The sequence below is a fragment of the Hydrogenovibrio sp. SC-1 genome, from assembly GCF_002848135.1.
Lineage (GTDB): Bacteria > Pseudomonadota > Gammaproteobacteria > Thiomicrospirales > Thiomicrospiraceae > Hydrogenovibrio.
Genome location: NZ_PKGB01000001.1, coordinates 251794 through 263867, shown reverse-complemented (window position 1 = coordinate 263867; position 12074 = coordinate 251794). Strand labels below are relative to the sequence as shown.

At 44.3% G+C, this 12074-nt stretch carries 12 protein-coding genes; 2 read left to right on the top strand and 10 right to left on the bottom strand.

Annotated elements, in window-relative coordinates; all coding sequences use genetic code 11:
• Nucleotides 1-165: 165 nt before the first annotated feature.
• The 8 genes from fabF to CYQ88_RS01165 all read right to left on the bottom strand — a co-directional run bounded on the left by fabF (nucleotide 166) and on the right by CYQ88_RS01165 (nucleotide 6674).
• On the bottom strand, nucleotides 166-1404 hold the full coding sequence (gene fabF / locus CYQ88_RS01200) for a beta-ketoacyl-ACP synthase II (protein ID WP_101839502.1): 1239 nt from the start codon (nucleotides 1402-1404) through the stop codon (nucleotides 166-168).
• A gap of 199 nt (nucleotides 1405-1603) precedes the next feature.
• Nucleotides 1604-1837, bottom strand: a complete 234-nt coding sequence (gene acpP, locus CYQ88_RS01195) for an acyl carrier protein (RefSeq protein ID WP_101839501.1) — start codon at nucleotides 1835-1837, stop codon at nucleotides 1604-1606.
• Nucleotides 1838-1993: 156 nt separating this feature from the next.
• Nucleotides 1994-2734, bottom strand: coding sequence for a 3-oxoacyl-ACP reductase FabG (gene fabG / locus CYQ88_RS01190; protein ID WP_101839500.1), 741 nt, complete (start codon nucleotides 2732-2734; stop codon nucleotides 1994-1996).
• A gap of 9 nt (nucleotides 2735-2743) precedes the next feature.
• Nucleotides 2744-3676: an ACP S-malonyltransferase gene (gene fabD / locus CYQ88_RS01185; RefSeq protein WP_101839499.1), complete on the bottom strand. Its 933-nt coding sequence runs from the start codon at nucleotides 3674-3676 to the stop codon at nucleotides 2744-2746.
• 12 nt (nucleotides 3677-3688) lie between these two features.
• Nucleotides 3689-4666 carry a beta-ketoacyl-ACP synthase III gene (locus tag CYQ88_RS01180; protein ID WP_101839498.1) on the bottom strand — a complete coding sequence of 326 codons (978 nt, stop codon included), beginning with the start codon at nucleotides 4664-4666 and terminating at the stop codon, nucleotides 3689-3691.
• A gap of 85 nt (nucleotides 4667-4751) precedes the next feature.
• On the bottom strand, nucleotides 4752-5786 hold the full coding sequence (gene plsX / locus CYQ88_RS01175) for a phosphate acyltransferase PlsX (protein ID WP_101839497.1): 1035 nt from the start codon (nucleotides 5784-5786) through the stop codon (nucleotides 4752-4754).
• Between the two features lie 157 nt (nucleotides 5787-5943).
• The gene (gene rpmF, locus CYQ88_RS01170; protein WP_101839496.1) at nucleotides 5944-6117 is read right to left on the bottom strand and encodes a 50S ribosomal protein L32; all 174 of its coding nucleotides are present in this window, start codon (nucleotides 6115-6117) and stop codon (nucleotides 5944-5946) included.
• A 17-nt stretch (nucleotides 6118-6134) separates the two neighbouring features.
• Complete coding sequence (locus CYQ88_RS01165; RefSeq protein ID WP_101839495.1) at nucleotides 6135-6674, bottom strand: DUF177 domain-containing protein; 540 nt, start codon at nucleotides 6672-6674, stop codon at nucleotides 6135-6137.
• A gap of 92 nt (nucleotides 6675-6766) precedes the next feature.
• Between CYQ88_RS01165 and CYQ88_RS01160 the strand changes: the two genes are divergently transcribed.
• On the top strand, nucleotides 6767-7384 hold the full coding sequence (locus CYQ88_RS01160; protein WP_101839494.1) for a nucleoside triphosphate pyrophosphatase: 618 nt from the start codon (nucleotides 6767-6769) through the stop codon (nucleotides 7382-7384).
• On the opposite strand, the gene CYQ88_RS01155 is transcribed toward CYQ88_RS01160, so the two are convergent.
• Both CYQ88_RS01155 and rluC read right to left on the bottom strand, forming a co-directional pair.
• Nucleotides 7360-8046, bottom strand: a complete 687-nt coding sequence (locus tag CYQ88_RS01155; protein WP_101839493.1) for an HAD family hydrolase — start codon at nucleotides 8044-8046, stop codon at nucleotides 7360-7362. The genes CYQ88_RS01160 and CYQ88_RS01155 overlap by 25 nt on opposite strands.
• 3 nt (nucleotides 8047-8049) lie before the next feature.
• The gene (gene rluC, locus CYQ88_RS01150; protein WP_101839492.1) at nucleotides 8050-8979 is read right to left on the bottom strand and encodes a 23S rRNA pseudouridine(955/2504/2580) synthase RluC; all 930 of its coding nucleotides are present in this window, start codon (nucleotides 8977-8979) and stop codon (nucleotides 8050-8052) included.
• Between the two features lie 663 nt (nucleotides 8980-9642).
• Here rluC and CYQ88_RS01145 point away from each other — a divergent pair.
• Nucleotides 9643-12063, top strand: coding sequence for an Rne/Rng family ribonuclease (locus CYQ88_RS01145; protein WP_101839491.1), 2421 nt, complete (start codon nucleotides 9643-9645; stop codon nucleotides 12061-12063).
• Nucleotides 12064-12074: the final 11 nt, after the last annotated feature.

Genomic DNA, 12074 nt, shown 5'->3' with positions numbered 1-12074 from the left:
TAACGCCCTAAGTTTCCTTGGGCGACACTTTCCAACAAGAAGGGGTATCGGGTCGGAAAATGATGATGAATTTTAAGCAGATCCATGCCATCACTGGCAATCGAAACCACCTTGATATGCGGTGAAGCCACTGTCATACAATCACAAAGACCCGATAACGGTCATCTAAACCTTTCCAAAAACGAGGGTGGCATTAGTGCCACCAAAGCCTAATGAATTGGATATCGCATAGTTTACTTTTGCTTGACGAGCCTCTCCAGCAACAAAATCCAAATCACACCCTTCTGCTGGATTTTGTAAATTCATCGTCGGCGGCAGTACTTGATCTTGAATTGCCAAAGCGGTAAACACTGCTTCCATTGCCCCAGCCGCGCCCAAAGCATGTCCGGTCATGGATTTAGTTGAGCTGACTGCCAATTGATAGGCATGATCGCCAAATACCGACTTAATAGCACTGGCCTCACAGACATCACCTGCTGGCGTTGAGGTTCCATGGGCATTAATGTAATCAATTTGTTCAGGATTCAGCCCAGCGTTACGCAAGGCATTTTTAACACATCTTGCTCCGCCTTCTCCACCATCAGCCGGCTTAGTCATATGAAACGCGTCACCACTCATGCCAAACCCAACAATCTCGCAATAGATTTTCGCGCCCCGCGCTTTGGCATGCTCATATTCTTCCAACATCAATGCGCCAGCGCCATCGCTTAGAACAAAGCCATCTCGATCTTTATCCCAAGGACGACTGGCCGTCTGTGGATCCTCATTACGGGTTGAAAGTGCTTTAGCAGCAGCAAATCCAGCAACCCCCAATGGCGTGGTGGCATATTCAGCGCCTCCCGCCACCATTGCGTCGGCGTCACCAAACTGAATCATGCGGTAAGCATCACCAATACTGTGAGTCCCAGTGGCACAGGCCGTACCAATCGCCATATTAGGGCCTTTAAGGCCATAAAGAATCGAAAGATTGCCGGAAATCATATTAATAATCGCGCTGGGAACAAAAAAGGGTGACACTCGACGAGGGCCTGACTTTTCTAAGATAGCATGTTGCTTTTCAATGGAACCAATGCCTCCTATGCCTGACCCAATCGAGACACCAATCTGGGTGGCGTTTTGTTCAGTAATTTCAAGTCCAGAATCCTCTATCGCTTGAATACCGGCGACCATGCCATAATGAATAAACGGATCCATCTTTTTGGCTTCTTTAGCGGAAAGATAGTCGGTAACGTCAAACTCTTTTATTTCACCGCCAAATTTAACGGCAAAAGACGTCGTGTCAAACCGTGTTAAAAAATCGATACCACTTTCACCCGCTAACAATTTAGTCCAAGTCTTCTCAACGGTATTTCCTAAAGGCGTGATACACCCCACTCCCGTTACAACAACACGACGCAACCCCATATGCAATCCTTATCAAAATGGTAAACACGCTTTAACTAAGGTCAAAGCGATACAATAAACGCCAATCGGCATACTATTATTACCGTCATTGAATCACTTACATGTTTAAGCAACTCTCTCCGGTAACGTGTTAGAAAAGGTTTTAAAAACAAAAAAAGCCGTCAAGACGGCTTTTTTAGATACTCTTTCAATCTTTATTTTACAAGTTAGCTTCTACATAAGCAGTTGCTTGTGCTAACGTTGAAATTTTCTCAGCTTCTTCATCTGGAATTTCGCAATCAAATTCTTCTTCTAAAGCCATAACCAGCTCAACGGTGTCTAGCGAGTCTGCACCTAAATCATCAATAAATGACGCATCAGCGGTCACTTGATCTTCTTCAACACCCAACTGCTCAACAACAATTTTCTTGACGCGTTCTTCAATACTGCTCATGAAACCTTCTCCAGTTTTCTATTAATTAAAATAATTCGTTAAAAAATTTTGCTCATTTTCGCCTTAGTTGGCTTTTTTTTCAAGCTATTTTATTAACTAATTCTCACTTTAAATAGTCATTTTAGCGAAAACTCATAACTTGAAAGGAATTCAACCTTAAATCATCACCATGCCGCCATTCACGTTTAAGGTCTGCCCAGTAATATAAGACCCGCCTGAAGAGGCTAAAAAAGTCACCATCTTCGCAATATCATCTGGCGTTCCCAAGCGTTTTAATGGAATTTGTTGAATCAAGGCATCACGCTGTGCTTCAGGAAGCGCTTTGGTCATATCCGTATCAATAAATCCAGGGGCAATTGTGTTCACCGTCACGTTTTTTGCCCCAATCTCTCTGGCTAATGACTTGGTAAATCCCATGATACCGGCTTTAGCCGCAGCATAATTGGTTTGTCCCGCATTCCCCATCACACCCACAACCGAGGCAATATTAATAATCGCCCCTTGCTTGGCCTTCATCATACCGCGAAGACAGGCTTTAGAAACACGATAGACAGAGCTCAGATTGGTATTGATAATATCATCCCACTCATCATCCTTCATGCGCATCAATAAATTATCTCGTGTGATGCCGGCATTATTCACCAAAACGGTCGGCGTACCATAATCTTTAACCACCTCAGCCAATACTTGGGTAACCTGCTCAGCGCTGGTTACATCTAAGCATTTACCACAGCCTTTAAAACCAGCTGCCTGTATATAATCCGTAATGGCTTGCGCCCCTTTTTCAGAAGTTGCTGTACCGATAACGGTTGCACCGTTCGCTGCTAAATCCAAGGCGATTGCTTTACCAATTCCGCGACTCGCACCCGTAACAAATGCAATTTTTTCAGAAACCATATCCTTTCCTTACAGTGTTTCTAGAGATGCGTTAAGTGTAGCGGAATCATAAACCGCTTGCATCCCCATTTTTCGATCAATACGACGATTTAGCCCCATAAGCACTTTACCTGGCCCCAATTCATACAAACGATCTACGCCATTTTGCTTCATTGTCTCAATGGTCTTAACCCATTGTACGGGACGGTATAATTGCTCGACCAAAGCTTGCTTAATCTGATTAACATCATCATAAGATTCCACGCTGGCATTATGAATCACAGGAATGGTTGGCACTTCAAATGTCATATCGGCTAAAGATTGCGCCAAACTTTCAGCGGCTGGCTTCATTAACGAGCAGTGCGACGGAACACTAACGGCCAGAGGTACCACACGTTTTGCTCCTGCATCCGTGAACAACGACAAGGAAGCATCAACGGCGACTTTTTCTCCCGCGACCACAACCTGCCCGGGAGAATTAAAATTGACCGCCTCTAAAACACCTGTTGTCTTTGAGACTTCTGCACAAATTTCAATAATTTGATCATCTTTCAACCCTAAAACAGCGGCCATACCACCTTGTCCTTCTGGAACAGCGGATTGCATCAAACGACCACGTTCAGCAACCAATTGCACACCTTGAGACAAGGTCATGACGCCTGCAGCGACCAGTGCAGAATACTCGCCAAGCGAGTGACCGGCTAAAAATGATGGCGTTAAAGGCTTCATACGCTCCAGCGCACGCCAGGTAGCAATCCCTGCAGTCAACATGGCTGGCTGAGTGATATCGGTTTGGTTTAGTTGAGTTTCGGGGCCCTCTTGTACAAGCGCCCACAAATCATAACCTAAAGCGTCAGAGGCTTCTTGAAAGGTTTCTGTAACCACAGGATGTTGTTGCGCTAAATCGGCCAACATCCCTACTGATTGAGAACCTTGACCTGGAAAGACAAATGCATAAGACATAAAAAAATCCTTTTAATACTGAATCAGAGCAGAACCCCAAGTGAACCCGCCACCAAAAGCTTCCAATAACAACATCTGATCTTTTTGAATTCTGCCATCACGAACCGCTTCATTCAATGCCAGAGGAATTGAAGCACTTGAGGTATTTGCATGCTTATTCACGGTAATCACCGTTTGCTGGTCTCCCAGTTTCAGTTTACGCGCGGTTGCTTTAATAATACGTAAGTTCGCCTGATGCGGTACCAACCAATCGATTTGCTCTTTTTGCATCTGATTGGCTTCTAGGGTTTCGTTGGCAATTTGACTCAGGGTATTGACGGCAATTTTAAAGACTTCATTACCCTTCATTGACATGGTTCGTTCGGCGATTTCGTCGGTTTTTGGGCGCTTAGAAGGCCCAGAAGGCACATGCAAAAGTTCTTCGTATTGACCGTCTGCATGTAAATGCGTTGATAAAATCCCCGTTTCTGTCGAAGCTTCTAACAAGACGGCACCCGCCCCATCACCAAACAGCACACAGGTATTTCTGTCTTGCCAATTGGTAATACGAGACAAGGTTTCTGCGCCAACCACAAGCACTTTTTTTGCCATACCTGTTTTGATATATTGGTCAGCTACGCTCAAGGCATAAACAAACCCTGTACAAACTGCTTGCAAGTCAAATGCCGGAGCGCCATGATTGCCTAATCGAGCCTGCAACAAGGTAGCCGTGCTGGGAAAGATTTTGTCTGGTGTCGTGGTTGCAACCAAGATCATGTCGAGTTGATCCGCGGTGACCCCTGCCATTTCCATCGCTTGTAATGCTGCCTTTTCTGCCAAATCACAAGTCGTTTCGTTATCAGCGGCAATCCGTCTCTCTTCGATACCCGTTCTTTCACGAATCCACTCATCGCTGGTTTCAACAATGGCTTCCAAATCCAGGTTAGTCATCACCTTCTTTGGCAGATAGCCTCCGGTTCCAACAATTCGACTGTATATTCTTTGACTCATAATACCTGCTTTATAGAGAGTAGGTACATTGGCAGATATATGCCGAATACGCCCTACATCAAACTGAACACTTTAGTTTATTTATTTATTTTGCTTCATCAGCGGATTTTTGCTGGTCATCTAAAATGCTTTTAACCTTCACAGCAATCAACTCAGGCACATTCTTAAGTGCTTCTAGTCTAGCTTCGGCAATCGCATAATAAAAAGAAAACTTATCTGCCCCACCATGGCTCTTGATCACAATCTTACGCAGCCCCAATAAGGATGCGCCATTATACCGTCTTGGGTCGACTTTTTCCTTAAAAGCTTTCAATACTGGCATGACCAAAAGCCCAGCCAACTTCGTGAGGATATTGCGACTAAAGGCTTCTCGTAAATAAAATGAAATCATTTTCGCCACACCTTCGCTGGCTTTTAACGCGATATTTCCATCAAAGCCATCACAAGAAACCACATCAACATGACCTTGATAAATCTCGTCGCCTTCGACATATCCAATATAATTAATCGAGCTTTTCTTCAGCAACACATTGGCATCTTTAATTCGTTGATGCCCCTTAATCTCTTCTTCACCAATATTAAGTAACCCAACACGCGGAGTTGGATTATTATCGACTGCCTCCACCAATGCTGACCCCATGGCAGCAAACTGGGCAAGATTATGACCTTCAGCCCCAACATTCGCACCCAAGTCCAATAGATGCACATGCCCTTTCATTGTTGGCATTTGCGTACAAATCGCTGGACGATCAATACCGGGTAAGGTTTTTAACACAAATTTTGAGATCGCCATCAGTGCACCGGTATTACCGGCACTGACGCAGGCCTGCGCCTGATCTTCTTTGACCAAATTCAAAGCGATTCGCATCGATGATTGGCGCTTATTTCTGAGGGCTTTAGAAGGCAAGTCATCCATTTCGACAACCTGTTCAGCGTGAACGATCTCTATCCGAGAAGCGTCATAATCGTGTTTAGACAACTCCGATTCAATCAAGCCCTGATTACCGACAAGCAATAGCGTGATATCTGAAAATCGGGTCAAAGCTTCAAGCGAAGCAGGGATAGTCACTTGAACACCATGATCTCCCCCCATCGCATCTACGGCAATTTTGATACTCAATGGATTGTCCTAAATATTAAACAACGAAATGAATTCATTCAAGAATGGAAAACCGCCAATAAAAACGGTGTGTTTCAGAAAGTGGTTAGTTTCAAACAAAGCGGGCGTTATTCCATTGATCCAACAAAATAACGCTCTCAAAATCGAACAAAAAGGATTAACCCTTTTGAATGACTTTTTTACCTTTGTAGAAGCCATCTGCAGTTACATGATGACGACGATGTAATTCACCCGTTGTCTCATCTACAGTAATTGCCGTGGTAGTCAATGCATCATGTGAACGACGCATACCACGTCTTGAAGGGGTCTTACGACTTTTTTGAACAGCCATTTTAGTGTCTCCTGACGTTAATTTGGGTTATTTTTCAATCCCTGCAATACTGCAAAAGGATTGGGCTTTTGGGTTAATTCGGTTTCCGGCTCAGACAAATTGTCCTCAGCTAGATTGTCATAATCCATGAAACTTTGGTCATTGACTGGCACCATCGGAACCTGAAGCAAAAGTTCATCTTCTATCAGTGAAATCAATGAGATCTTATCTGTCTCAAGTTCATAAACTTCCACCTCCGACGGCAAGTCTTCGGCCAAAGCCATTGACTCTACAAAAACGCCGGTCACAGAAGAGGCAATATCCAAGCTAAAAGGCTTTAAAGATCGTTGACACTCTAACTGAAACTGCGACTTAACTTGCAGATCAAAAGCGTGCATTTTAAACTGTCGATGATAGTAAAAACGCACTGAGACTTCCACATCCAAATCATCGGCTACCAGCTGTTGTCTCAAGCGCGGAAAATCGGCTTGATTGACTCTGGCGGTATAATGTTTATTATGTTGTGCACAATAAACAGGATCAATTAAATCTGGAAGGTTATCAAACATGGCGCGCATAATACCCGCATTCCCCTTCAAAGTCAAAAAATAAATCACCTCGAGATTTCATAACCAACCGATTTAAACCTCAAAAAAAACAAAGGCCTAGCATGAACCAAAACTCGTTTATACCGCAAATCATTCTTGCTTCCACGTCACCGTTTCGCAAACAACTACTGGAAAAACTCCAGCTCCCCTTCGAGACAGCCAACCCAAAATTGGATGAAACCCCGCTTACCAATGAAAGTGTCATCGATATGGTTCAACGCCTATCACGACAAAAAGCGCAAGTCGTTGCTTCTCAATACCCCGATGCCATTGTCATTGGCTCAGATCAAAGCGCGACCTTCAATGGCAAAGCCATCGGCAAGCCGCGCACCCACGCCAATGCCATCAAACAACTCCAGCAGTTCAGTGGTCATACCATTGAATTTCTTACCGGACTGGCTGTCGTCAAAGGATCTGAAATTCATCAAGCCATTGATATCACACGCGTTCAATTTCGTCAGCTTTCCGATACTGAAATCGAACACTATCTCAGACTCGAAACCCCCTACCAATGCGCAGGTAGCTTTAAATCGGAAGGACTTGGGATTACACTATTTGAAGAAATTCAATCCAAAGACCCTAACGCCCTGATCGGCCTCCCGTTAATCGAACTCACCACGTTACTCAAAAAATGTGGTATTGCCCTACCTTACAACTACAAACACTCACGTCCTACGTAAGGATGAACCCGACTTTTTAACCAGGCCTGCATCGTCATTAGATCATCAAAAGTGGCAACCGGATCATAAGATTGCAAAACTGCCGTTTCATGCACACCATGACTTAATGCAATGCGATCCATCCCTATAATTCTTGCCATTTCCATATCAAATTCGGTATCCCCCACCATCACCGCCTGTGAAACGTCCAAGCCGAAAGCTTCTAGTATCTGTTCAAGCATTAAGGGGCTGGGTTTAGACTCAGCCTCAACTGGCGTCCGCGTCAAATCAAAATAATCCGTATAGGCCAACTCTGCCAATACCTGATCCAAGCCACGACGACTTTTTCCGGTTGCAATTGCCAACTTTACACCGAGCGATTTTAAATCCTGTAACAAAGTCTCCGCCCCTGCAAATGGCATCATTGGCACCGCTGACTCATTCAAAAAACATTCGGTATAGTTTTTTGCCATCAACTCAATAGACTCATCTGATGCATCGGGGTAAAGTGCCAAAATGGCTTTTTCCAAACTCAAACCAATAATCTGTTTAGAAACATCATACGACAAGACAGGGAATTGAGCTCGTTGAGCAGCTGCTTGAATCGAAGCAACAATCCTAGCCTCCGAATTCATTAGGGTTCCATCCCAATCAAAAATCACACATTGATATTGATTATTCATTCATCACTCACTTAATCTTTCTAGAACGACTTTGAAGTCGTTATGCAAAGGCGCCTCAATTTCTAACCAGGCCTGGGTAACTGGATGCTCAAAGCCCAACAAGTGTGCATGCAAAGCCAATCGTTTCATGCCAATTTTGCGAGCCGCTTTATTTGCCACCTTATCTCCATACTTATCATCGCCAACAACGGGACAACCTTGCGACAATGCATGAACTCGAATTTGATGTGTACGCCCCGTTTTTAACCGCACTGAGACCAAATCATATTGTTCAAACCGCTGCTGCACTTTAAAGTAGCTTACTGAGGGCTTACCTTGTTCATCGACCTTCACCATGCGCTCGCCAGATTGCAAGGTATTCTTAAGCAGGGGTAAATCAACTTTCTCAACACCTGACGGCCAATGTCCTTCCACCAATGCCAAATAAATTTTGGTCATTTTATTTTCCCGAATATCAGCATGCAACTGCTTGAGAACGGAGGCTTTTTTAGCCAACAAGATACAACCGGACGTGTCCCTGTCTAAGCGATGCACTAACTCCAAGCGTTTAGCCAGGGGGCGCAAAGCTCTAACAACCTCAATCAACCCCCACTGAATGCCACTTCCACCATGTACAGCAACGCCCGAAGGCTTATTAATCACCATTAAATCGGCATCTTCATACAAGATAGCGTCTTCGATTCGTTTTAACTGCGAAGCAGGCACTTCAGAAGCCACCTTCTCCGCAACTCGAATGGGAGGCACTCGGACAATATCCCCGTCATTCAAGCGGCTATTTTGTTTAACACGCCCTTTGTTTACTCTTACCTCACCCTTACGAATAACACGATAAATCAGAGTCTTAGGTACTGAGCGATAATGACGCATCAAAAAATTATCCACTCTTTGCCCAGCATCCTCGGACGTCACTTCAATAAACCGCACACCTGACATGCAACCACCTACCGTTCGTTTCGAACTCCAAACAACAGAGCACAATTTCAAAAATCTTTAAATTAGTGCGCTATTGTAGCCTACTTTTGTCATGGCTAGATACGGATAAACGCCTGTCGATACAACCCACCCGAATTTAAAAATTGCATGGCTTAGTTATGAGTGGTATATTACGTGCGCATTAATTTAAATTTTAGATTCCTAAAACGCCTGTTTCCAAATGAAACGCGCGTTAAAAATATTGTTTAATCATACAATCAACAATATTTAAAAATTTTAACTTGAAGCACTGCAAGTAACTATTTTAAGCAGATTAAACACTAAGTATCGCAGCCGCCAAACAGCGACGTTCATAAGACGATTTCTTAGTCATACGAGAACCCAAACTAGCTTAAAAACAAGAGTCACCTTTGAAATAAATTAGATGCGCAATTCGGCAATTCTAATTGGCTAAGAGCTTACAACCTAACGTCGTTGCCAGCTCGATAAAAAGATCAGTCTTTAATACACTCGTTGCATTGACGCTTTCAAACGATAAAGCGCTGAACTCAATGCCGAAATCGGTAGCATGACTGCAAAAGATGCCAAAAACTCTTGTCTCGTCTTAATTCTCCTCAAAATCAGTTCTGGTAGGCTTCCTTACACTACATAAACGAGAACTGCATGAAAAGAATGCTTATTAACGCCACCCAATCTGAAGAGGTGCGCATTGCTCTAGTTGACGGTCAAAAGCTTTATGACCTTGATGTTGAAACTCCAAGCCACCAAAAGAAAAAAGCCAATATTTACAAAGGAACGGTTACCCGTATAGAGCCAAGCTTAGAAGCGGCCTTTGTCGATTATGGCGCAGAGCGCCACGGCTTCCTGCCTTTTAAGGAAATCGCTGAAGAATACTACCCAGATAATAAGTCCAATAACCGCCTTTCCATTAAAGACATCCTCACCGAAGGCCAAGAACTCATTATCCAAGTTCAAAAAGAAGAACGAGGGAATAAAGGGGCTGCGCTGACTACACAAATCACGCTTGCAGGTCCTTATGTAGTAATGATGCCAAACAACCCTAAGGCGGGTGGGATTTCACGCCGCATTGAAGGCGATGAACGTTCAGAAACGCGTGATGCGCTTAGAGACTTGGACATGCCTGAAGGCATGGGACTCATTATCCGCACCGCTGGCGTTGGCAAGTCCACAGAAGAATTGCAATGGGGCGTGAATTATCTTGTCCAGCTTTGGGAGGCCATTCAAAAAGCGTCAAAAGAAAATACGGCTCCGTTCTTAATCCACCAAGAATCCGACATTGTTATTCTTGCCATTCGTGATTATTTGCGCCAAGACATTGGTGAAATTATTATTGACGATATGCCCACCTATCAAAAGGCACGAGAGTTTGTTCAACATGTCATGCCGCATCAAGTGTATAAGGTCAAGCCTTACCAAGATACCATCCCCCTTTTCACTCGATTTCAAGTAGAGTCTCAGATTGAGACAGCTTACACCCGTGAGGTGGTCTTACCTTCCGGCGGCGCAATTGTCATCGATATTACGGAAGCGCTCACCTCTATCGACATTAACTCCAGTCGCTCAACCAAAGGTGGAGATATTGAAGAAACGGCTTACCACACTAACCTGGAAGCCGCTAGCGAAATTGCACGCCAACTCAGACTGAGAGACATTGGTGGCTTAGTGGTGATTGACTTTATCGATATGCAATCAAATCGCCACCAACGGGATGTTGAAAATCAAATGCGTGAAGCCGTCAAAACGGATCGTGCCCGCGTTCAAATTGGTAAAATCTCTCGATTCGGCTTATTGGAAATGTCTCGCCAACGTTTACGCCCTTCTATTGAAGAATCCACCCAAATGGTGTGCCCAAGATGTAAAGGGACAGGCGTAATTCGTGGCGTACAATCTCTTGCACTGTCTATTTTAAGATTGCTTGAAGAAGAAGCGATGAAGGAAAACACTCGTCGCGTCATGGTGCAATTACCCGTTGATGTTGCGACCTTCCTACTCAATGAAAAACGTCATCAAATCATCAGCATTGAAGATCGCCATCAATTGCATATTCTCATTGTTCCCAACGAGCATTTAGATACACCTGACTATTTAATGGAAAGAAGCCGTCACGGTGAAGAACTATCGCAAGAATCCAGCTATAAGCTAAAGGAAATCATCAGCTCAGATTCCGAGCAGATGAAAGAACCTGTGCCAATTATTAAAGAAGAACCGGCCATTAAGAATATGCAGCCTAGTTCTCCACCACCAGCACCTAAACCAGTAGTTTCCGAAAAACCTGGCCTACTTACTCGACTGTGGAAGACATTATTTGCCAGTCAGTCAGAAGACACTAACCAGGAAAACGACGCACAGGAAAAACAAAAGAAAGAAACTCGAAACAGCAACAATAATCGAAACCGGAATCGTAATTCAAGCCGCAACCGAAATAATCGTCGTCGTAATTCAACGGATGGTGACACCAGCACCGACAAGCCGGATAGTCGTCGTAACAAATCAACAACAGACAACCGTTCAAGTGCCGCTTCGCCTCAAACAGACTCAACTGATTCACCAAAAGAGTCTACCGGCAATAGTCGTCGTCGCCGTCGCAGCAATCGAAGCACACAGTCAAGTTCAGCCAAGCCAAATGGCAACAAAACAAATTCGACCGAAAGCAGCAGCAATGACGCACAGGAAAAACCATCTCCAGCAAAAGCAGAGACCAAGGTCAATGCTCAGAGCAAAACGGTGGCAAAGGAACAGCCGGATACGACACAGCCCGCTGAAAATCCAGAAGAGAATAAAACAACAAACAGTGAGCGTCCAAGACGTAGAAGTCGCTACAACACCCGTAGCTACAATGGCAGACGACGCAAGCCAGAAGGTGCGGAGACCATGTCAATTCACTCGCTAGAGCCTCAACCTCAGCCAGTTGCAACGACGGATCAGACCACGCCAACCTCGACGGCTGTAAAGCAACCCGTTGAAGAGAAAAAACCAAAAGCTGACACAGTAGAAACCGCGAATGAGGTAAAACCTGCAGTGAAAGAAGATATGACGAAGAAAGAAACTGTTTCTGAGTCTTAATTGACATTTTT